General features: G+C 68.2%; 21 protein-coding genes and 1 pseudogene. 10 read left to right on the forward strand and 12 right to left on the reverse strand.

The window, feature by feature from the left end; translation table 11 throughout:
* Positions 1–9 precede the first annotated feature (9 nt).
* The 5 genes from CG716_RS27990 to sucB all read right to left on the reverse strand — a co-directional run bounded on the left by CG716_RS27990 (position 10) and on the right by sucB (position 5,122).
* Positions 10–762, reverse strand: a complete 753-nt coding sequence (locus CG716_RS27990) for a DUF4191 domain-containing protein (RefSeq protein ID WP_094484403.1) — start codon at positions 760–762, stop codon at positions 10–12.
* A 42-nt stretch (positions 763–804) separates the two neighbouring features.
* Positions 805–1,710 (reverse strand): lipoyl synthase, encoded by a 906-nt coding sequence (gene lipA, locus CG716_RS27995; protein ID WP_094484425.1) that lies wholly within the window; start codon positions 1,708–1,710, stop codon positions 805–807.
* Between the two features lie 83 nt (positions 1,711–1,793).
* Positions 1,794–2,468: a lipoyl(octanoyl) transferase LipB gene (lipB, locus tag CG716_RS28000; RefSeq protein WP_094484404.1), complete on the reverse strand. Its 675-nt coding sequence runs from the start codon at positions 2,466–2,468 to the stop codon at positions 1,794–1,796.
* Between the two features lie 13 nt (positions 2,469–2,481).
* Entirely contained in the window at positions 2,482–3,402 is a 921-nt protein-coding gene (locus tag CG716_RS28005) for a TIGR01777 family oxidoreductase (RefSeq protein ID WP_094484405.1), read from the reverse strand.
* Between the two features lie 4 nt (positions 3,403–3,406).
* On the reverse strand, positions 3,407–5,122 hold the full coding sequence (gene sucB / locus CG716_RS28010) for a 2-oxoglutarate dehydrogenase, E2 component, dihydrolipoamide succinyltransferase (protein WP_094484406.1): 1,716 nt from the start codon (positions 5,120–5,122) through the stop codon (positions 3,407–3,409).
* Between the two features lie 165 nt (positions 5,123–5,287).
* On the opposite strand from sucB, the gene CG716_RS28015 reads away from it, so the two are divergent.
* The gene (locus CG716_RS28015) at positions 5,288–5,608 is read left to right on the forward strand and encodes an oxidoreductase (protein WP_094484407.1); all 321 of its coding nucleotides are present in this window, start codon (positions 5,288–5,290) and stop codon (positions 5,606–5,608) included.
* 96 nt (positions 5,609–5,704) lie between these two features.
* Entirely contained in the window at positions 5,705–7,453 is a 1,749-nt protein-coding gene (locus tag CG716_RS28020; protein ID WP_094484408.1) for an SDR family oxidoreductase, read from the forward strand.
* Here the strand turns inward: CG716_RS28020 and CG716_RS28025 are convergent.
* Entirely contained in the window at positions 7,450–8,967 is a 1,518-nt protein-coding gene (locus tag CG716_RS28025) for a leucyl aminopeptidase (RefSeq protein WP_094484409.1), read from the reverse strand. The genes CG716_RS28020 and CG716_RS28025 overlap by 4 nt on opposite strands.
* Before the next feature lie 40 nt (positions 8,968–9,007).
* On the opposite strand from CG716_RS28025, the gene gcvT reads away from it, so the two are divergent.
* Together gcvT and CG716_RS28035 are read left to right on the forward strand one after the other, a co-directional pair.
* Entirely contained in the window at positions 9,008–10,111 is a 1,104-nt protein-coding gene (gcvT, locus tag CG716_RS28030; RefSeq protein WP_207760804.1) for a glycine cleavage system aminomethyltransferase GcvT, read from the forward strand.
* 23 nt (positions 10,112–10,134) lie between these two features.
* A complete protein-coding gene (locus tag CG716_RS28035) occupies positions 10,135–11,241 on the forward strand; it encodes a branched-chain amino acid aminotransferase (RefSeq protein ID WP_094484411.1) in 1,107 nt (368 codons plus the stop codon).
* Here the strand turns inward: CG716_RS28035 and CG716_RS28040 are convergent.
* Genes CG716_RS28040 through CG716_RS28055 form a run of 4 tightly spaced genes read right to left on the reverse strand, consistent with a single transcriptional unit; the run spans position 11,238 to position 14,179 of the window.
* Positions 11,238–11,984, reverse strand: a complete 747-nt coding sequence (locus tag CG716_RS28040) for an adenosylcobinamide-GDP ribazoletransferase (protein ID WP_094484412.1) — start codon at positions 11,982–11,984, stop codon at positions 11,238–11,240. The genes CG716_RS28035 and CG716_RS28040 overlap by 4 nt on opposite strands.
* A 2-nt stretch (positions 11,985–11,986) precedes the next feature.
* Complete coding sequence (cobT, locus tag CG716_RS28045) at positions 11,987–13,036, reverse strand: nicotinate-nucleotide--dimethylbenzimidazole phosphoribosyltransferase (protein ID WP_207760805.1); 1,050 nt, start codon at positions 13,034–13,036, stop codon at positions 11,987–11,989.
* Positions 13,036–13,563, reverse strand: a complete 528-nt coding sequence (locus tag CG716_RS28050) for a bifunctional adenosylcobinamide kinase/adenosylcobinamide-phosphate guanylyltransferase (RefSeq protein WP_094484414.1) — start codon at positions 13,561–13,563, stop codon at positions 13,036–13,038. Before CG716_RS28050 ends, cobT begins: the two co-directional genes overlap by 1 nt.
* Before the next feature lie 13 nt (positions 13,564–13,576).
* Positions 13,577–14,179, reverse strand: coding sequence for a DUF3043 domain-containing protein (locus CG716_RS28055; RefSeq protein ID WP_234818079.1), 603 nt, complete (start codon positions 14,177–14,179; stop codon positions 13,577–13,579).
* Between the two features lie 68 nt (positions 14,180–14,247).
* Between CG716_RS28055 and CG716_RS28060 the strand changes: the two genes are divergently transcribed.
* Together CG716_RS28060 and CG716_RS28065 are read left to right on the forward strand one after the other, a co-directional pair.
* On the forward strand, positions 14,248–15,303 hold the full coding sequence (locus CG716_RS28060) for a glycerate kinase family protein (protein ID WP_094484415.1): 1,056 nt from the start codon (positions 14,248–14,250) through the stop codon (positions 15,301–15,303).
* Between the two features lie 79 nt (positions 15,304–15,382).
* Positions 15,383–15,748 carry a HesB/IscA family protein gene (locus CG716_RS28065; protein ID WP_094484416.1) on the forward strand — a complete coding sequence of 122 codons (366 nt, stop codon included), beginning with the start codon at positions 15,383–15,385 and terminating at the stop codon, positions 15,746–15,748.
* A gap of 39 nt (positions 15,749–15,787) precedes the next feature.
* Here the strand turns inward: CG716_RS28065 and CG716_RS28070 are convergent, their stop codons facing one another.
* On the reverse strand, positions 15,788–16,426 hold the full coding sequence (locus CG716_RS28070; RefSeq protein WP_094484417.1) for an Rv0361 family membrane protein: 639 nt from the start codon (positions 16,424–16,426) through the stop codon (positions 15,788–15,790).
* 176 nt (positions 16,427–16,602) lie between these two features.
* Between CG716_RS28070 and CG716_RS28075 the strand changes: the two genes are divergently transcribed.
* Positions 16,603–17,577 (forward strand): carbohydrate kinase family protein, encoded by a 975-nt coding sequence (locus CG716_RS28075; RefSeq protein WP_094484427.1) that lies wholly within the window; start codon positions 16,603–16,605, stop codon positions 17,575–17,577.
* Here CG716_RS28075 and asnB read toward each other — a convergent pair.
* Positions 17,574–19,505 (reverse strand): asparagine synthase (glutamine-hydrolyzing), encoded by a 1,932-nt coding sequence (gene asnB / locus CG716_RS28080; RefSeq protein WP_094484418.1) that lies wholly within the window; start codon positions 19,503–19,505, stop codon positions 17,574–17,576. The genes CG716_RS28075 and asnB overlap by 4 nt on opposite strands.
* 111 nt (positions 19,506–19,616) lie before the next feature.
* Here asnB and ctaC point away from each other — a divergent pair, with 111 nt between their 5' ends.
* The 3 genes and pseudogenes from ctaC to CG716_RS28095 form a co-directional block, all read left to right on the forward strand.
* Positions 19,617–20,660: an aa3-type cytochrome oxidase subunit II gene (ctaC, locus tag CG716_RS28085; RefSeq protein ID WP_094484419.1), complete on the forward strand. Its 1,044-nt coding sequence runs from the start codon at positions 19,617–19,619 to the stop codon at positions 20,658–20,660.
* A gap of 10 nt (positions 20,661–20,670) precedes the next feature.
* On the forward strand, positions 20,671–21,090 hold the full coding sequence (locus CG716_RS28090) for a cytochrome c oxidase subunit 4 (protein ID WP_094484420.1): 420 nt from the start codon (positions 20,671–20,673) through the stop codon (positions 21,088–21,090).
* 171 nt (positions 21,091–21,261) lie between these two features.
* Positions 21,262–21,653, forward strand: a pseudogene (locus CG716_RS28095) (hypothetical protein); the annotation flags it as partial.

Below are 21,653 nucleotides of genomic sequence, written 5' to 3' on the forward strand. Positions count from 1 at the left end.
CCAAGCCCGTCAGCGCCTCCGAACGGTCCGTTGCACGCCCTTCATCTTCGCCTGCGCCGGCAGCGGCCCCTTCGGCATCGCAGCCGGCCCCGCCCGCGTACCCAGTGCGGTCAGCTTGGATTCCAGCGAGTCCATCTGCTTGACGGTGATGTTGGCGGGCAGCCGGGTCAGGTGCCGCTCCAGCTTGGACAGCGGAACCTCGCCCTCGCCGTTGCCGACGATGACGTCGTAGATCGGGATATCACCGACGAGGCGGGCGGTGCGCTTCTTCTCCTGCGCCAGGAGCGGCCGCACCCGTGCCGGGGAGCCCTCGGCGACGAAGATCACACCGGGCCGCCCGATCACCCGGTGCACAGCATCGAAGTGCCCGGTGGCCGCGATGCCCGGCGTCACCCGCCACTTGCCTCGCAGGTTGTCCAGGGCCCACGCTGCCGCACCGGTCTGGCCCTCGGCCTTGGTGAACACCGACTTCTGCGCGCGCCGGCCGAAGATGATGAATGCCACCAGTGCGCCGAGCACCACGCCCAGCGGAATCAGCATGTACGTCGTGAACCCGCCGACCAGCACTCCGGCCACCACCGCGGCCGCCACGATCAGCACGAATGCGCCGATCATGTAGGGGAGCAGCCGCTTGTCTTCCTTGCGCTGCATTTGGAACGCCTGCCACAGCTGGCTGCGGCGCTGCTTGGCCGCCGCCTTGCTGGCGGCCTTCGCCTCGGCTTTGGCCGCCTTGTTCTCGGCAGCGGTGCGGGATTTCGCCATAACTACAAAGAATACGGGCCAGCGATCAGTGCGGTGCCGCGGTCACCGGGTTAGCTTGTGGGCCGCCGCGGCCTGCTGGTACAGCCGGCCCGCACGATAGGAGGATCGCACCAGCGGTCCGGACAGCACGCCGGCGAATCCCAGCCCTTCGGCGTAGGACGCCAGGTCGACGAACTCCTCGGGCTTGACCCAACGCTCCACCGGATGATGGCGTACCGACGGGCGCAGGTACTGGGTGATCGTGACGATGTCGCAGCCCGCGCCGTGCAGATCGGTCAGGGCGGTGTGCACCTCTTCGATGGTCTCGCCCATGCCCAGGATCAGATTGCTCTTGGTGACCAGCCCGGCTTCGCGGGCGGCGGTCAGCACGTCGAGGCTGCGCTGATAGCGAAACGCCGGGCGGATCCTCTTGAAGATCCGCGGCACCGTTTCCACGTTGTGCGCGAACACTTCCGGACGCGAAGCGAACACCTCGCGCAGCAGCTCTGGCTCGCCGTTGAAGTCTGGCGCCAACAGCTCCACCCCGGTAGCCGGGTTGAGTTCCTTGATGGCGCGCACCGTTTCGGCGTACAGCCACGCCCCGCCGTCGGGCAGATCGTCGCGGGCCACCCCGGTCACCGTCGCGTACCGCAGCCCCATGGCGGCCACACTCTCGGCCACCCGTCGGGGTTCGTCGCGATCGAGCTCCGCAGGCTTACCGGTGTCGATCTGGCAGAAGTCGCAGCGCCGCGTGCACTGCTCACCGCCGATGAGGAACGTCGCCTCCCGGTCTTCCCAGCACTCGAAGATGTTGGGACAGCCCGCTTCCTCGCACACCGTGTGTAACCCCTCGCGGCGCACCAGACTCTTCAGCGCCGTGTATTCCGGGCCCATCCGTGCCCGGGTCTTGATCCACGGCGGCTTACGCTCGATCGGCGTCTCCGCGTTGCGAACCTCCAGACGCAGCAGTTTGCGGCCTTCCGGAGCCGGCGGGCCGGCGACATTGGACCCCGGAGCCGCTGGGCCGGCGACATTGGACCGAGCAGTGCCTGTCACGTGGTCAAGCTTACGGGCAGGCGGCCGTCGAGGGCGTCGCACACTGTCTCGGCGACCCGGGTGCGGACGTCCTCGACACCGACGCGCCGGCCCAGTTCCGCCGTCAGCGATGTCACCCCGGCATCGGAGATTCCGCACGGCACGATCGCCGAATATGCGCCCAGGTCGCAGTCACAGTTCAGGGCGAACCCGTGCAGCGTCGTTCCCCGTGCTACCCGAATGCCGACCGCCGCGATCTTGCGGGCCGGGCGGACACCGTCGGCGGGCAGCCACACCCCGGAACGGCCCTCGACCCGGCCGGTGTCCACCCCGAAGTCGGCACATACGCGGATCAATGATTCTTCAAGGCGCCGAACGTAATTCAACACATCGAGCGGCTCGGCCAGACCAATTACCGGGTAGCCAACCAGTTGTCCGGGGCCGTGCCAGGTGATCTTTCCGCCGCGGTCGGTGTCGACGACGGGCGTGCCGTCCACCGGCCGTTCGTGAGCTTCGGTGCGCTTGCCCGCGGTGTAGACAGCGGGATGCTCCAACAGCAGCAGGGTGTCGGGTCCGCCCGCCACTCGGGCGTCGGCCACCTCCCGCTGCAGCTGCCAGGCGGCCTGGTAATCGATAGCGCCCAGCTGGCGGATCTCGACGCCCGCTGAGCTGGACCGGATGGTCTCCCGCACCCAACCGACGGTACTACCCCTGGGCCGAGGTGGTCGCGTAGGCCAAAGCCTCGCCGATGGTGTTGTGATGGAAGAGGAACCCGGCCCGCTCCAGCGCGGCGGGGATCGCCCGCTGACCGTCGAGCAGCCCTTCGTCGGCGAACTCGCCGAGCAGGGTGCGCAGGGCGAATCCCGGAACCAGCATCGGGGTCGGCCGGTTCAGCGCCCGCCCCAGCGCCGCGGTGAACTCGGAATTGGTCACCGGCGCCGGTCCGGTGAAGTTCACCGGGCCCGACAGGTGGTCGTTGTTGATCGCGAACAGCAGCCCGCGGATCTCGTCTTCCAGACTGATCCACGGCATGTACTGCCGCCCGCTGCCGATACGGCCGCCCAGGCCAAGGTTGAACAATGGGCGCAGGCGAGCCAACACGCCGCCGCCGGGGGAGAGCACCAGTCCGGAGCGGGCCAGCACCACCCGAGCCCCGGCGTCTTCTGCGGTGAGCGCCGCGGACTCCCAGTCGACGCAGAGCCGGGCCAGGAAACCCGTTCCGGCAGAGGCGGTTTCGTCGACCACCCGACCGCGGGTGTCGCCGTAATACCCGACCGCGCTGGCGTTGATCAGTACCGGGACACCGGCGTCGGCCACCGCCGCCGAGATCACATCGGTGGGGCCGATGCGGCTGTCACGCAGGCTCTGCTTGAACGCGCCGGACCAGCGCTTCTCGCCGACGTTGACGCCGCACAAGTTGATCACCGCGTCGACGCCCTCCAGGCCGGCGGGATCGAATTCGCCGCTGTCGGGATTCCAATGCAGCTCGTCACCATTGGACGGCGCCCGGCGCACGATCCGCACCACCCGGTGGTCGGCGGCGCGCAGCGCCGACACCAACGCGGAACCAATCAGGCCAGATGATCCGGCTATCGCAATGACGCGCCCGGCTGTTGACTGGCTCATGGCGTCACAGGCCCAGATCGGCCTCGAATGCCCCTTCTTCGAGCCGCCGCTTGACGGTGGTCAGGAATCGGCCGGCATCCGCGCCGTCGATCAGCCGGTGATCGTAGGTGAGCGGCAGATAGCAGATGGAGCGAACGCCGATCGACTCGTTGCCGAGCTCGTCGACGATCACCCTGGGGCGTTTGACGATCGCGCCGGTGCCCAGCATCGCCGCCTGCGGCGGTACCAGGATCGGGGTGTCGAACAGTGCGCCCTGGCTGCCGATGTTGGTGATCGTGAAGGTGCCGCCGGAGAGCTCGTCGGGCTTCAGGTTGCCGCTGCGAGCCCGATCGGCGATGTCGTTGATGGCCCGCGCCAGACCGGCCAGCGACAGGTCACCGGCGTTGTGTACCACCGGGGAGAGCAAGCCCTGCTCGGTGTCCACCGCGAAGCCGAGGTTCTCGGCGTCGTAGTAGGTGATCTCCTTGGTGTCCTCGTTGTAGCTGGCGTTGATGTTCGGGTGCGCCTTGAGCGCGTCGATCACCGCGCGGGTGATGAACGGCAGATAGGTCAGGTTGACGCCCTCGCGCTCGGCGAAGCTCTTCTTTGCCTTCGCCCGCAGTGCCACGATCTTGGTCATATCGACCTCGTGGGTCTGCGTCAGCTGCGCGGTTGTCTGCAGTGATTCACGGGTCTTCTTGGCGGTGATCTGCCGGATCCGGTTCGCCTTCTGCGTGGTGCCCCGCAGATGGGCCAGCGGGCTGTCGACCGGAGCGGCCTTGGGTGCCGGGGCGGCCGCAGCGGGTGCGGCCGCGGGAGCTGCCGGTGCCGGCGGCGCCTTCTTGGCCTCGGCGGCGGCCAGCACATCCTGCTTGCGGATTCGTCCGCCGACGCCGGTGCCCTTGACGGTCGCGAGGTCAATTCCGTTCTCGACGGCCAACTTTCGTACCAATGGCGTGACGTAGGGGTTGCTCTCCTCGTCGCCGCCGCCGTCGTCGGTGGCCGCGGCCGGCGCGGGCGCCTGCTGGGGCGCGGGCTTGGGCTCCGGTGTGGGTTCGGGCTTCGGCTCGGACTTGGGTTCGGGCTTCGGTTCGGGCTTGGGTTCGGGAGCGGCCTGTGGTGCGGCGCCGGCATCGCCGATCTTGGCGAGCTCGCCACCGACTGCGACGGTGACGTCCTCCTCGGCGGTGATGCTGACCAGCGTTCCGGCCACCGGCGACGGGATCTCGGTGTCGACCTTATCGGTGGAAACCTCGACCAGCGGTTCGTCGACCGCCACCGAGTCGCCGACCTTCTTCAGCCACCGGGTCACGGTGCCCTCAGTGACCGACTCGCCGAGTTCGGGCATCACCACCGAGGTCGAGGACCCCGACGACTGCGCGGCCGGCTGGGCGGCGGGTTCGGGCTCCGGTTCGGGTTCAGGCTCTTCGGCGGCCGGTTCCGGCTCCGCGGGCTCCTCGGCGGCCGGGGCGGGCTCGGAAGGCGCGGACTCAGCGGCTTCTCCGGCTTCTCCGATGACGGCGAGTTCACCACCGACCTCGACGGTGTCATCCTCCTGGGCAACGATCTTCGTCAGCACACCCGACACAGGCGAGGGAATCTCTGTGTCGACCTTGTCGGTCGACACCTCAAGGAGAGGCTCGTCGACCTCGACGGTGTCGCCCTCTTGCTTGAGCCACCGGGTGACGGTCCCCTCGGTGACGCTCTCACCGAGTGCCGGCATCTGGACGGAGACGGCCATTGTGTTGACTCCCTCGAACGGTCAGTCATGCGGATCGGACTTCTGGCATACCACAGCGTCGTGTACCCATCCTGTCATTGCCGAGCCGCTCACATGCACTCAGGGCGACGCGTGTTTTCTCTGGCACCATCGATGGAAAGAACCACCACGAGGAGTGCATCGGAGTTGGGGCTGTTCGACAGGTTCCGGGCTGGTCGCCGCGGCGATTCCGACGTCGCCACGGACCAGAGACATCTGCGTGAATGGGCCGCGCAGCGCACCGGGGTAGAGGCATACGTCGAGCCCAAGACCAGCGTCACACCGCTGACCGTGGTCCTGGTGGCCGCCGACGGCGAGTGGACCCGCCGTCCCACCGGTGGCGCGTCCGGGGCGCGCCGGATCGGCGAGGAGCTCGGCATTCCCGTCTATGACGTGCAGAAAGTCGGCTATCCGCAGCGGATGCGTGACTACGATGCGCGACGACGCATCGAACGTCGCAGGTCTTGACACCCGCCCCGTCAGGCGGGCAGGGTCAAAAACGTTCGATACCAACGGTATGGGATACCCACCGTCACAATTAGTCGGGCGACCTCGGAAGGTCTGATGACCATGCGCTATGTCGACAGCAACGACGGAGCCCGCCTGGCGGTGTACGAGGAAGGCAACCCCGACGGCCCGACGGTCGTCCTGGTTCACGGCTGGCCCGACTCACATGCGCTGTGGGACGGCGTGGTGCCGCTGCTGGCCGACAAGTTCCGCATCATCCGCTACGACAACCGCGCCGCCGGCGCCTCGTCGGGGCCCAAGGAATACTCGTATTACACGATGGCTCACCTCGCCGACGACTTCGGCGCGGTCATCGCCGAGCTCAGCCCCGGGCAGCCCGTGCACGTGCTGGCCCACGACTGGGGATCGGCCACCATGTGGGAGTACGTCGCCCGTCCCGATGCCGCCGACAGGGTGGCGTCGTTCACCTCGGTGTCGGGGCCCGGGGCTGACCACTTCAGCCGCTATGTCCGCGACGGCCTGAAACGGCCCTACAAGCCGAAGTTGTTCGCCCGCGCGGTATCTCAGGCCGCGCATCTGAGCTACATGGCGGGGTTCTCGGTGCCGGTGCTGGCTCCGGCGCTGATGCGCGCCGCCGCCGCCCCGCTGAAGCTGCTGCTGACGCGGGGTATTCCCGTTGAACACCGGCACTACGGGCAGACCTACGCCGCCGATGCCGCCAACGGCCTGAAGATCTACCGCGCCAACTTCTTTCACTCTCTGCTCCGCCCCAGGCGCGACCGCTACGTCGAGGTCCCGGTGCAGCTCATCGTCAACATCGACGACCCCTACGTGCGGCCCTACGTCTACGACGACACCGTGCACTGGGCACCGCGGTTGTGGCGCCGCGATATTCACGCCAAACACTGGTCGCCGTTCTCCCATCCGCAGGTGCTGGCGGCGGCGGTCACCGAACTGGCCGAGCACCTCGACGGCAAGCCGGCTAGCCGTGCGCTATTGCGCGCGCAGGTGAGTCGGCCGCGAAAGTACTTCGGCGACATGCTCGTATCGGTCACCGGCGCGGGCAGTGGCATCGGCAGGGAGACCGCGCTGGCCTTCGCCCGCGAAGGCGCCGAGGTCGTGATCAGTGACGTCAACGAGGCCGGTGTGAAGAAGACCGCCGCGGATATCGCCGCCGCCGGCGGCGTGGCACACTCCTACGTGCTCGACGTGTCCGACGCCGAGGCCGTCGAACGGTTCGCCGAAGAAGTATCGGCCGAGCACGGGGTGCCCGATATCGTCGTCAACAACGCCGGCATCGGACAGGCCGGATCGTTCCTGGACACCCCCGCGCACGAGTGGGACCGGGTGCTCGACGTCAACCTCGGCGGCGTCGTCAACGGCTGCCGGTCGTTCGCCACGCGGATGGTCGACCGCGGCCTGGGCGGGCACGTGGTCAACGTGGCCTCGATGGCGGCGTATGCGCCCCTGCAGGCCATGAACGCGTACTGCACGTCCAAGGCGGCGGTCTATATGTTCTCCGACTGCCTTCGCGCTGAATTGGATTCCGCCGGAATCGGATTGACGACCATCTGCCCGGGCGTCATCAACACGAACATCATCCACACCACCCGCTGGGATCCGCCCAAGGGTAAGGCCGGTGCGGTGGCGGCCCGGCAGAAGCAGGTCGCCGCCGGATTCGACAAGCGCGGCTACGGCCCGGAGAAGGTGGCCAAGGCGATCATCTCCGCCGTCGTCAAGAACAAGGCGGTCCGGCCCGTCACACCAGAGGCCTACCTGCTGTACGGCACGTCGCGCGTCGCCCCGCAGATCATGCGCAGCGCCGCGCGTCAGAAGCTGATCTAGCCGTTGGCGGCGATGTCCTCCAGGACCGCGAACATCGTGCGGGTCGGCACCCCGGTGCCGCCCTTGCCGGTGTAACCCCATGGCCCCGACGTGTTGTACGCCGGTCCGGCGATGTCGAGATGCACCCACTGCACACCGTCGGCGACGAACTCGCGTAGGTACACCCCGGCGACCAGCATGCCGGCGAAGCGTGTCGAGCTGACGTTGGCCAGGTCGGCCACGCTCGACTTCAAATCGTCCTTGAGCTCGTCGGGCAGCGGCATCGGCCACGCGTTCTCGCCCTCGGCCTGCGAGATCCTGGCCACGCGGTCGCGGAAGTCCTCGCTACCCATCACGCCGGGGGTGCGTGCGCCCAGCGCAACGGTCTGCGCACCGGTCAGAGTCGACGTCTCGATGACGTAGTCGGGGTCGTCCTCACACGCCCGCACGATGGCGTCGGCCAGGATCAGCCGGCCCTCGGCGTCGGTGTTGAGCACCTCGACCGTGATGCCGCCGTACTGCGTCAGCACGTCACCGGGGCGCTGCGCGGTCGATGACGGCATGTTCTCGGCCATCGGGACCGTCGCGATCACGTCGATCGGCAACCCCTGCTTGGCGGCCAGCACCACCGTGGCGATCACCGCCGCCGCACCGCCCATGTCGGAAGTCATGTGATGCATCGAGGCGGCCGGCTTGATCGAGATACCGCCGGTGTCGAACGTGATGCCCTTGCCGATCAGCGCCACGCTCTTGGCGCCCTTCTTGCCCTTAGCGCCGCGGTGCGTCAGCCGGACCAGCCGCGGCGGACGCGACGAACCCTTGCCCACCCCGACGATGCCGCCGTAGCCGGCCTTGGCCAGCGCCTTGTCATCGAGCACCTCGACCTCAAGACCGACCGCCTCGCCCAAAGCCTTGGCGCGCTTGGCGAATTCGGCCGGAAACAGATGACTCGGCGGGGTGTTGACGAAATCGCGGGCGGTGGCCACCGCGGTAGCGATGGCGGTGGCCCTGGCCGCATCCTTCTTGGCGCCGGGCGCGGTGCTCAGCGCGACGATCTTGGCCAGGGCCGCATCCTTCGGTGCCGTCTTGGCGCTGCGGAACTCGGTGAACCGGTACCCGCCCAGGATCAGCCCCTCGATCGCGGCCTCCAGGTGAAGCTCGGTCAGCGTGGTGATCACGGTCTCCACCCCAGACAGCGACCGGGCCGCCACCCCGGCGGCGCGCCGGATCACGTCGGCCGGCCACTCGTCACGCGGGGCGCCCAGGCCGACGGTCACCACGCTGCCGACCGGGAGCGACGGCACGTGCAGGCGGGTGACCTGCTCGGCGCCGCCCTTGGCGCCGAGGGCGCGCAGGCTGACCTCGATCTCGCCGATCGCCTCGGCGTCCAGGAACGGGCCGCCGACGACCTGGGCGGAGCCGTCACTGTCAGAGCTGGTGACGACCGGAACGATCAACACGGCCCCCAGGGCCCGCTTGGGCAGTGCGGTCGCGACGGTGACGGTGGGCGCTGGGTAGCCGGCTTCGGTGCTCACGAGGACTCACACTAATCCCGGGGGATTAGTGTTGTTCGCCGTGACCGAGACATCCGATCTGTTGCAGGGGCCGCTGGAGAGCCAGCACCGCGAGCTGGGCGCCACCTTCGCGCCGTTCGGCGGTTGGCTGATGCCGGTGTCTTATGGCGGGACGGTCGGTGAGCACACCGCCACCCGCGAGGCGGTCGGCTTGTTCGACGTCAGCCACTTGGGCAAGGCACTGGTGGTCGGCCCGGGTGCAGCGGAGTTCGTCAACTCGACACTGACCAACGACCTGCGCCGGGTCGGTCCGGGCAAGGCGCAGTACACCCTGTGCTGCACCCCTGACGGCGGCGTCATCGACGACCTGATCGCCTACTACGTCAGCGACGACGAGATTTTCCTGGTGCCCAACGCCTCGAACACCGCCGCCGTCGTAGACGCGTTGCAAGCGGCTGCCCCCCTTGGTATTTCGATCACCAACGAGCACCGCTCATATGCCGTCCTGGCCGTTCAGGGGCCACGGTCCACTGAGGTCTTGGCCGCGCTTGGGCTGCCCACCGACATGGACTACATGGGTTACGCCGACGCCACCTACTCCGGTGTGCCGGTACGGGTGTGCCGCACGGGCTACACCGGCGAGCACGGCTACGAACTGCTGCCGCCGTGGGATTCCGCGCCGGTGGTTTTCGACGCTCTCGTCGCCGAGGTCCAAGGCAAGGGTGGACAACTCGCCGGCCTGGGCGCCCGCGACACCCTGCGCACCGAGATGGGCTACCCGCTGCACGGCCACGAGCTGTCACTGGACATTTCACCGCTGCAGGCTCGCTGCGGTTGGGCCATCGGCTGGAAGAAGGACACATTCTGGGGCCGGGACGCGCTGCTGGCCGAGAAGGAGGCCGGCCCGCGCCGGCTCCTGCGCGGCTTGCGTGCCACCGGCCGCGGTGTGCTGCGCCCCGATCTGACAGTGCTCGACGGTGAACGGCCGGTGGGCATCACCACGTCGGGCACGTTCTCGCCGACGCTGAAAGTCGGTATCGCCCTTGCCCTCATCGACGCCGACGCCGGTATCGAGGACGGCGCCCTGGTCAACGTCGACGTTCGCGGCCGCCCGCTCGAGTGCAAGGTAGTCAAGCCACCGTTCGTCGAGGTCAAAACTCGCTAGCGAGCCGGTCTACAATTCCACCTATGACGAACGGCCCCCTCGAGTTCACGGTTGAGCGCAACGCAAATCCGGCGAGCGACGAGGTACGGGCACACATTCTGGCCGATCCGGGCTTCGGTCGTTTCCACACCGATCACATGGTCTCGGTGCTCTACACCGACGAACTGGGTTGGCACGACGCCCGCGTCGTGCCGTACGGCCCGATCGAGCTGGATCCTTCAGCCATCGTCCTGCACTACGCGCAGGAGATCTTCGAGGGTCTCAAGGCCTACCGCTGGGCGGACGGATCGATCGTGTCGTTCCGCCCCGAGGCCAATGCCGCGCGGCTGCGCGCATCGGCGCGCCGGCTGGCCATCCCGGAGCTTCCCGAGGAACTGTTCGTCAACTCGCTGCGCCAGCTGATCGCCGTCGACGATGGGTGGGTGCCGCCCGCGGGCGGCGAAGCGTCGCTGTACCTGCGGCCGTTCGTGATCGCCACCGAGCCCGGCCTCGGTGTACGGCCTTCCTCGGAATACCGCTACCTGGTGATCGCCTCACCGGCCGGCGCCTACTTCAAGGGCGGCATCAAACCGGTCAGCGTGTGGCTGTCCACCGAGTACGTGCGGGCCAGCCCGGGCGGCACCGGTGCGGCGAAGTTCGGCGGCAACTACGCGGCCTCGCTGCTGGCGCAGGCCGAAGCCGCCGAGCACGGCTGCGACCAGGTCGTCTGGCTCGATGCCATCGAGCGCCGCTTCATCGAGGAGATGGGCGGGATGAACCTGTTCTTCGTCTTCGGTAGTGGCGGCTCTGCAAGGCTGGTCACCCCGGAGCTGTCGGGCTCACTGCTGCCCGGCATCACCCGCGATTCGCTGCTGCAATTGGCCAGCGACGCCGGCTTCGCCGTCGAGGAACGCAAGATCGACGTCGAGGAATGGCGTAAGGGTGCGGCCGCCGGTGAGATCACCGAGGTGTTCGCCTGCGGCACCGCCGCGGTCATCACCCCGGTCTCGCACGTCAAATTCGGTGACGGGGAGTTCACCATCGCCGACGGCCAGCCCGGTGAGGTGACAATGGCGTTGCGCGACACCCTCACTGGCATCCAGCGCGGCACCTTCGCCGACACACACGGGTGGATGGCCCGGCTCAGCTAGCTACGTACAAGCAGGCCGATGATCACCAGTGTCGTGGTCAGTTCGATGACCGCACCCAGCACGTCACCGGTGATACCGCCGAAGCGGCGGGCGCAGTGGGTCACCAGGATCGTCGCCACCGCGAGCGCGGCCAGCACCACCAGCGGTCCCTGCCACAGCCGGGGGGTCGCCACGGTCGCGAGCCCGGCGACCAGCAACCCCCATATGAAGACCACCGGCAGCGGCTGGCTGCCGGCGACCCGCTCACCCAGCACGCTGCCGGTGGCCGCCGACACCCCGCGCCGGCAGGCCAGCACCGCGGCCACCCGGCCGGCGGCCAGCGCGGTGACGATCGCGAGTAACCCGGTCGGCCAAGGCGGTACCGCGGCGAACGCCAACGCTTGTGCGGAGATCACAACGACGACGGCCGCGACCCCGAAGGGACCCGCCGTGCCGCCACGCATCACCTGCAGCGCGCGCTCCGGTGGTCCGTAACAGCCCAGAGCGTCGACCGTGTCCGAGAGGCCGTCGATGTGTAGGCCCCGGGTAGCGAGCAGCAGGACGGCGACGGCGAGCACCCCGGCGAGCGGGCTGTGCGTGCCGAAGGCCCAGCCGCCCGCCCACACCGCCGCGGCGGCCAGCGCCCCCAGTGTCGCCCCGACCAGCGGCAGTGCCGTCATCGTGGAACGGCCGACCGCCGCACCCCGCAGCGGAACGGGCAATACCGTTCCGAACGCGAAAGCCGTTGCCAGCGAACGGATCACGATCAGTCCGGCGCCCGATCGGACACGCCCGCGCCTTCGAAGGTGGCCATCGACGCCAGTGTCGCCACCGCGGCCCGCAACACCGGGAGCGCCACCGCGGCGCCGGTGCCCTCGCCGAGGCGCAGGCCCAGATCGATGATCGGTACCAACTCCAAGTGGGCCAGTGCCAGCGTGTGCGCGGGCTCGGTCGACCGGTGACCCGCCTGCCACCAGGCCCGCGCGCCCGGTGCCAGCCGGTCGGCGACCAGTGCGGCGGCGGTCACCACGACGCCGTCGAGCAGCAGGGGAGTGCGGCGCACCGCGGCCTGCGCGCAGAAACCGGCCATCGCGGCCAGGTCCGCGCCGCCGCAGGTGCGCAACAAGGCGACCGGGTCGGCACGATGGTGACGGGCCCGGAACATGGCGTCGCGCACCGCGGCGGTCTTGCGTACCCATGCCGCATCGTCGATCCCAGTGCCGCGACCCACCACGGCAACCGGCTCGGTGTCGGTCAGCGTCGCGATCAATGCCGTGGCCGCAGTGGTGTTCCCGATGCCCATGTCGCCGGCGATCAGCAGGTCGGCCCCGGCGTCCACCTCGTCATCGGCCAGCTGTCGGCCCGCCTCCAGCGCGGCGATCACCTCGTCGGCACTCAGCGCGTCCTCCACCGCGATGTTCCCGCTGGAGCGACGGACTTTGTGGGCGCCGATGGCCTCGGACAGCGGCTCGTCGCTGTCCACGGCGATGTCGACCACCCGCACCGACGCGCCGGCGATACCGGCCAGCACGTTGATCGCGGCGCCGCCGGCGTCGATGTTGGCCACCATCTGCGCGGTGACTTCCGGCGGGTATGCCGACACGCCTGTGCGTGCCACGCCGTGGTCGCCGGCGAACACCACAACTCTCGCATGTTCGAATTGCTTTGGCGGACAAAGTCCTTGGCAACCAGACACCCACACCGACAGATCCTCGAGACGGCCGAGCGCGCCGGTCGGCTTGGTGAGGATGTCCTGCCGCCGCTGCGCCGCCGCGGCCGCCCGATAGTCCGGTGGGGTGATCTCGGGAAAGTCCATCAGTTCGAAGCCTTCGTCGGTTTGACCCAGACCGGCAGTCCCGCAACCACCAGGACCACCTGCTCACAGCACTGGGCGAGTCGTTGGTTGAGTGTGCCGAGCTCATCTGTGAAGCGCCTGCCAGAGGCAGTTGCCGACACCACCGTCAACCCCACCTCCGGGCTGACCAAGGCCAGCGGAGCGGTGAATCCGTCCACGGCGCTCACCAGCTCGTCGATGTCGGCGGCCACCGAGCCGCCGTCCCAACCTCGGCGGTCCAGTGCGGCGGTCAGCCAGCCGCCCAGATCGTCGACCAGGGTGGCGTTGTGCGGGTCGTCGCGCAAAACTGCTGCCACATCGGTGGTTTCGGCGGTGCTCCAGGATGCGGGCCTGCGGCTGCGGTGCTCGGCCACCCGCGCTGCCCAGGACCGATCGGCATCGGCGCCCGCGCCGGTCGCGACGTAGCGGACGGAGGAATCGCCGGCCATGATCTCCTCAGCCCATCGTGACTTGCCCGACCTGATTCCGCCGAGCACCAGCGTGCGCACGCGTCGGATCGGCTCAGACGACCTTGGCGCCGCGCTCGACCCGAGGTCGCGGCGCGCGCATACGGCGAATCTGAGATGCCCGGCCCGCGGCATACATCCCGAGCTTGAACGCGCCTTCGGCGTTGTCGGGGAATTTGGCGTTGACCGCCTTGTTGACCTTGCGGCCCAACAGAACTCCGTCGAGGCCCATGATCACCATCAACACCAGCATCGCCGGGGAGATGAACAACTGGACCTGCGGCACCGCGAGCATCACGAAGATCAAGCCCAGCGCCGCGGGCATGAACAGCCCGAGCACATTGCGCCGCGAGTCGACGATGTCGCGGGCGTAGCGGCGCACGGGCCCCTGGTCGCGGGGGAGCAGGTAGGCCTCTTCGCCGGACATCATCCGCTCACGGCGCTCGTTCATCGAGGCGCGGCGTTGCTCCTTGTCCGCGCGGCGCTCCTCCTTGGTCAGGGTGGCGCGCATCTCCTTGCGGCGCTTGCGTGCCTCGGCCGACGTCATCGGCGCCGGAGCCACCGGCCCGCGACGCTTGGCGGACTCGTTGCGCTTGGGGGTGGGCTTGCCCTTAGGCGCAGTCGTACCCGCAGCGACGGCTTGCTCGTCGGCCTCCACCGGTTCGACGTCGCCTTCGTCCTTCTTGCGGCCCAGCAGCTTCACGCGTGCCAGGTTACCCTGCAGGAATGCGGGTGCTGATCGCGCCGGACTGTTACGGCGACAGCCTGACCGCCGTCGAAGCCGCCCAGTCCATCGCCGCGGGTTGGTCCCAGGCCCGGCCCTCCGACGTGCTGACCCTGGCGCCGCAGTCCGATGGCGGTCCCGGCTTCGTCGGTGTGCTGGCCAGCCGCCTCGGCGAGGTACGCCGCGCCCGGGTTTGCGGCCCCCTGGCCGACGAGGTCCACGCCGAATGGGTGTACGACGGCGTGACCAAGACGGCCTACATCGAATGCGCGCAGGCCTGCGGCCTGGCTCTGCTGGGCGGACCACCCACCCCGGATACCGCGGTCGCCGCCCACAGTCGCGGGGTGGGCCAGCTGGTCGGCGCCGCGCTCGACGCTGGTGCGGACACCATCGTCGTCGGTCTGGGCGGCAGCTCCTGCACCGACGGCGGGCGCGGGCTCATCGAGGCGCTCGGCGGGCTGGCGCAGGCCCGAGAGAAGCTGACCGGCGTCGATCTGATCGTCGCCACCGACGTCGAACATCCGCTGCTGGGGCCCATGGGTGCGGCCCGGATCTTCGGCCCCCAGAAAGGCGCCGAGCCGGCCACCGTCGAGCTTCTCGAACAGCGGATGACGGCGTGGGCGGCTGAACTTGACGCGCTGGCCGGCGACCCGGTCAGCCCCCTCTCTGGGGCCGGAGCGGCCGGGGGACTGGGTGCCGCGCTGCTGGCGCTGGGCGGGCGGCGCGAGTCCGGGGCGGCCGTCATCGCCGAATACACCGCGCTGGCCGACGACATCGCGGCGGCTGATGTCATCGTCACCGGTGAGGGCCGGTTCGACGACCAGTCGCTGCACGGGAAGGTGGTCAGCGCCCTGGCCGGCGGCGCCAGAGCCCGCGGCGTGCCGGTGCTGGTGCTGGCCGGGCAGGTCACGCTCGAGCCGGCCGTGCTGGTTGAGGCGGGAATCACCGCGGCCCACGCGATCGCCGACTACGCCGGCTCGGTGCAGGCCGCCATGGACGACGCCGCCAACCAGCTCACCGGGCTGGCCCGCAAGACCGCGGCCGGCCTGGCCGGCTGACTCGGGAATACGGCCAGGACAAGGTACCGTTGACGAAGTGGGTTTAATCCCCACAAACATCTGCTTTAAGGGAGACGCAATGACTGTTTCCGATCAGTCGACCGAGACCACGACCGAGACCCACGGCGCGGTACTGACCGACGCCGCGGCCGCGAAGGCCAAGGCGCTGTTGGACCAGGAGGGCCGCGACGACCTGGCGCTGCGGATCGCCGTGCAGCCGGGCGGCTGCGCCGGCCTGCGCTACAACCTGTTCTTCGACGACCGCACCCTCGATGGTGACCTGACCACTGAGTTCGGCGGTGTCAACCTGACCGTCGACCGGATGAGCGCTCCCTACATCCAGGGCGCCACGATCGACTTCGTCGACACCATCGAGAAGCAGGGCTTCACGATCGACAACCCCAACGCCACCGGCTCCTGCGCCTGCGGCGACTCGTTCAACTGAACAAGTAGCTTTCCGCTCGTCCTGCCAGCGGCCGTCCAGTCAGTACTGGGCGGCCGTTCGCAATAGATACGAGCACACCAGCAACTGATTGCCCTGACGCAGCAGCTGCGCCACGCCTTGCTCCGAACCGCGGTTGCCGCGCGCGGACGTCGACGCCACCTTCATCGTGAACAAAACCTGGGCCTGGTAGTTCGACCAGGGCACGATCGCGTCGATCGACGTCACCTCGGCGCCCGAGAACTGCCTGCGGAACGCGTCGCTTGCCAGCCTGGCCAGCGCCAGATCCGACTTGCGGTCCTTGACCCCGTCGAACATGCCACACAGGTTGTTGCGCGCGATGGTCTCGGTGTCGCCCTTGGACAGCGCCGTCAGATAGTTCGCGATCGCCGACTTGGCGTTCGCCTCGGTGAACCCGCCCGCGGCCGTCGTCGCGGAGCCGCCGCCGCGGATGATCAGGACTCCTGCCACGGCGACACCCACCAGCACCAGCGCGACCAGGCTCAGCCACAGCCCCAGACGTCGCCGCGGCTTGGGCGGATACGGCACCGGCGGCGGCAGCGCCCCCGGGTAGACGCCGGGGTAGGGGCCGGTGGGATACGGTTCGGCGTACGGCGGTGGCCCAGGAATGGGTTGACCATCGGCCCCGACCTGCTGGTGTGGCGGAATCGGGCCAGCCATCGATAAGTCTCCCTGGGATCTGGAGGCCGAAACTTCAAGCACCCGTCGCAGCGGGGCCGATGCCGGCCCATATAGTCGGCTCTTGTAGGCAGGCTAGCGCACCCACGTTAATGAACCGGCGGCGTCGCCCGGGTACGGTTGGCTAGTCCCACTAGTGAATGAAGGGCGGACGCTTCGTGACGATCGCGGTGACCGGATCTATCGCCACCGACCACCTGATGCGGTTTCCCGGGCGGTTTTCCGAACAGCTCCTGGCCGAGCATCTGCAGAAGGTGTCGCTGAGCTTCCTCGTCGACGACCTGGTGGTGCATCGCGGCGGCGTCGCGGGCAACATGGCCTACGCGATGGGCCTGCTCGGCGGCGACCCGACGCTCGTCGGTGCCGTCGGGTCGGACTTCGACGAATACCGGCAGTGGCTGGAATCCCACGGTGTCGACACCTCCCACGTGCTGGTGTCGAAAACCGCGTACACCGCGCGTTTCGTCTGCACCACCGACGAGGACATGGCCCAGATCGCGTCGTTCTACCCGGGCGCGATGTCGGAAGCCCGTGACATCAAGCTCGCGGATCTCGTCGAGCGCAGCGGCGCACCGGAATTGGTGATCATCGGGGCCAACGACCCGGAAGCGATGTTCCTCCACACCGAAGAGTGCCGCGAGCTGGGTCTGGCGTTCGCCGCCGATCCCAGCCAGCAGCTGGCCCGCCTCACCGGTGAGGAGATCCGCCGGCTCATCGACGGCGCCACCTACCTGTTCACCAACGACTACGAGTGGGATCTGCTGCTGCAGAAGTCCGGCTGGTCGGAAGCCGAAGTGATGAGCCAGATTCAGCTGCGCGTCACCACGCTGGGCCCCAACGGGGTCGACCTCGTCGGTCGCGACGGCACCTTCATCCACGTCGACGTGGTGCCCGAGACGCAGAAGGACGACCCGACCGGGATCGGCGATGCCTTCCGCGCCGGATTCCTCACCGCCCGCGGTGCCGGCCTGAGCCTGGAGCGCGCCGCGCAGTTCGCGTCGCTGGTCGCCACCCTCGTGCTGGAAGCGCCGGGCCCGCAGGAGTGGACCTGGGACCGCAACGCCGGGATCGCCCGCATCAGGGATGCCTACGGTCCCGAAGCGGCCGAAGAGATTTCGGCTGCGCTCGCCTAGAGCTGGACGGGGTACTGCGGCTCGCTGATCGTCGGCACGACACTGCGCTCGACGAAGATCGCGTGCCACAGCATGAAGATCAGCACCGTCCATAGCCGGCGGCTGTGATCGCCGTCGCCGGCGCGGTGCGCGTCGAGCATCGTGCGCACGGCGCCGATGTCGACAAGATGACCGGTCTGCGACGCGTCGATCATCCCGTACGCCCAGTCCATCAGCTCGCCCGCGCGCAGCCAGTGCCGGATCGGCACCGGGAAGCCCAGCTTCGCTCGGTTCAGCACGTGCGGCGGCACGATCGGTTCCAGCGCACGGCGCAGCGCGTACTTGGTGGTGGCGCGGGTGATCTTCTGGTCGAACGGCAGCCGGGATGCCACCGCGAACACTTCGGGGTCCAGGAACGGCACCCGGAGCTCAAGCGAATTGGCCATGGTCATCTTGTCGGCTTTGACCAGGATGTCGCCGCGCAACCAGGTAAACAGGTCGATGTGCTGCATCCGCGCGACCGGGTCCCAGCCGTCTGACTCGCCGTAGATTCCGGCGGTGACGTCGGTGTGCGTCCAGGCCGGATCGAAACCGCGCAGCACGGCGCGCAGCTGCGCGTCGGAGAAGCTGCGGGCATTGCCGTAGTAGCGCTCCTGAAGGGTCAGCGATCCCCGGTGCAGCAGGCTCTTGCCGCGCATCCCCTCCGGCAGCGGGCGCGACGCGCGGCCCAGCGACTTGCGGACCGGGCGGGGGAGATAGTCGAAAGGCTTGAGGGACAACGGCTCCCGATAGATCGTGTACCCGCCGAAGAGCTCATCGGCGCCCTCGCCGCTCAACACCACTTTGACGTGCTTGCGGGCCTCGCGGGCGATGAAGAACAGCGGCACCAGCGCGGGGTCGGCCACGGGTTCGTCGAGATACCAGACGATTTCGGGCAGCGCGGCCACGAATTCGGACTGGCTGACCACCTTGGCCACGTGTCGCGCACCGATCGCCTCGGCCGATGCCACCGCCACGTCGACCTCTGAGAAGCCCTCGCGCTCGAATCCGGTGGTAAAGGTGATCAGCCGCGGATTGTGCCGGATCGCCAGGGCGGCGATCGCGGTCGAATCGATGCCGCCGGACAGGAACGCCCCGACGGTCACGTCGGCGCGCATGTGCTTGGCCACCGAGTCCTCCAGGACCGCGGTGATCTCGTCGTAGCGGGCCTGTTCGCCACCGGCGAGAAAAGGAACAGCGCTGAACTTTGGTACGAAGTAGCGGGTGACCTTCGGCTGCCGGCCGGGATGGATCACCGCGTAACAGCCGGACTCCAGGCGGCGGATGCCGCGGTGCAGCGTCTCGGGCTCGGGCACGTACTGCAGCACGGTGTAGTGCTGCACCGCGCGCTCGTCGATGGCCAGGTCGACGCCGATCTGCGTCGCCAGGTCGAGCAGGCATTTCTTCTCACTACCGACCGCGGTGCCACCGGGCCCGGTCGCCATGAACAGCGGCTTGATGCCGAACGGGTCACGGGCGCAGAACAACTCCTGCTTCCTGGTGTCCCACAGTGCGAACGCGAACATGCCACGAAGCCGGCTCAGCGCCGTGGTGCCCCAGTGGTGGTAGGCGGCCACGACTGCCTCGCCGTCGCCGTCGGTGGCGAAGACGGCACCGAATTCGGACCGCAGTTCCTCGCGCAACTCCAGGTAGTTGTAGATCTCACCGTTGAACACCAGCGCGTAGCGGTCGGGGTCGTCGGCCGGGCCCCAGCGCAGCGGCTGGTGCGAGTGGGCGATATCGATGATCGAGAGCCGGTTGAACCCCAGCACCACCCGATCGTCCGACCAGGTGCCCGGCTCGTCGGGGCCCCGGTGGCGCATCAGATGCGACGCGCCCGCGACCGCCCTGACGATGTCTTCAGTAACCGGGACCGAACCGTCTGTAACCAGGGCCAGCAGTCCGCACACCGGGCCTAGTATGCCGGAACCCGGCGATCAACCGGGCTGGGTGTTCGGGTGTGGTCTACGCTGCGTAGTATTCGTTTCGCGAAAAAGTTCCCGCGAGCAGGAGGCGCCTACGTGAAGACCCGCGGTTCCCGGTTTCGGGTGCTGGCGCTAGCCGTCACTTTCGGTGCGCTGGCGCTCACTCTCAGCGGGTGCAGCTGGCAGGAAGTGTTCGGCCTGGGCTGGCCCAAGGGCATCACCCATGAGGCGCAGACCAACCGCGACCTCTGGGTCTGGTCGGTCATCTCCGCGTTCGTCGTCGGCATCATCGTGTGGGGCCTGACCTTCTGGGCGATGGCCTTCCACCGCAAGAAGAAGGGCGCTCCCGTCGATGCGGAGCTGCCCCGCCAGTTCGGCTACAACATGCCGCTGGAACTGGTGCTCACGATCATCCCGTTCCTGATCATTTCCGTGCTCTTCTACTTCACCGTCGTGGTGCAGGAGAAGATGATGCACCGGGATCCCAATCCCGAGGTCGTCATCGACGTCACGGCGTTCCAGTGGAACTGGAAGTTCGGCTACCAGAAGGTCGACTTCAAGGACGGCACGCTCAACTTCGACGGCGCCGATGCCGCGCGCAAGGCCGCGATGGTGTCCAAGCCCGAGGGCGTTGACGAGCATGGCGAGGAGAAGGTCGGCGCGGTGCGCGGCCTGAACCCCCAGGACCGCACGTACTTGAACTTCGACAAGGTCGAGACGTTGGGCACCAGCAACGAGATCCCGGTGCTGGTGCTGCCGGCCGGCAAGCGCATCGAGTTCCAGATTGCCTCCGCTGATGTCATCCACTCGTTCTGGGTGCCCGAGTTCCTGTTCAAGCGCGACGTCTTCCCGAACCCGGAAGCCAACCACACCGAGAACAAGTTTCAGGTCGCCGAGATCACCGAGACCGGAGCGTTCGTCGGTCGCTGCGCCGAGATGTGCGGCACCTACCACTCGATGATGAACTTCGAGGTTCGGGTGGTCTCGCCCAGCGACTTCAAGACCTATCTGGAGCAGCGGATCGCCGGTAAGACCAACGCCGAGGCGCTGCTGGCCATCAACCAGTCACCGGTGGCGATCACCACCCACCCGTTCGACACCAGGCGGGGCGAGCAAGTGATCCCGCAGGCGAGCAAGTAGGGGACCGCAGATGCATATTGAAGCCAGGCTCTTCGAAATCCTGACCGGCTTTTTCGTCCTCGCCGCGATCGTCTACGGCGTATTGACCGCGGTCTTCCAGTACGGCGGCATCGAGTGGGCCGGCACCACTGCGCTGGTGCTCACCGCGGGTTTGTCGTTGATCACCGGTACCTTCTTCCGCTTCGTGGCGCGTCGTCTCGATACTCGTCCCGAGGACTACGAGGAGGCTGAAATCAGTGATGGTGCAGGGGAGTTGGGCTTCTACGCGCCGCACAGCTGGTGGCCGATCCTGATCGCCCTGTCGTTCTCGACCGCCGCTGTCGGTGCCGCGCTGTGGCTGCCCTGGCTGATCGCCGCCGGTGTGGTCTTCGTGATCGCGGCCGTGTGCGGGCTGGTGTTCGAGTACTACATCGGCCCCGAGAAGCACTGACGGTTCGAAGGTCACAATCGAGACATCACTTGGCGCCAACGGTGTGCTGCGGCATACCTGGCCCTGCCTGTTCGGTAGGGTTTTGCCAGGGCAACGGGAGCCGTCGGCGCGCTGCGTGCCAGTCCTTGGCCCGCGTGCCGCGGTGATGTAGTCGAAAGAGGACAGGCGAGCATGAGCGGGCCGAATCCGCCGGATGAGGAGTCGGGCGGTCAGCACTCGGATCAGTCATCCGAGGAGCACCGGAGCGAGACGCCGACCGGCACGGGCTTTGAGGCCTACTCCGCGCCGGAGGCCGAGCAGTACACCGCGGGCCCCTTCGTCGCGCCCGATCCCGGGCTCTACGACTACGACAGCTACGAAGCGGGTACGGAGTACATCGAAGAGCCGCGGCCGCCGAAGTGGCCGTGGGTGGTCGGGGTCACCGCGATCATCGCCGCCATCGCACTGGTGGTGTCGGTGTCACTGCTGGTGACCAGTACCGACACGAACAACCTGGCCACGCCGGCGACGACGACCGTCAAACCCCCGCCGGTGCAGGACCAGATCATCACCACCACCCAGCC

The sequence above is a fragment of the Mycolicibacterium sphagni genome (assembly GCF_002250655.1).
Classification (GTDB): Bacteria; Actinomycetota; Actinomycetes; order Mycobacteriales; family Mycobacteriaceae; genus Mycobacterium; species Mycobacterium sphagni.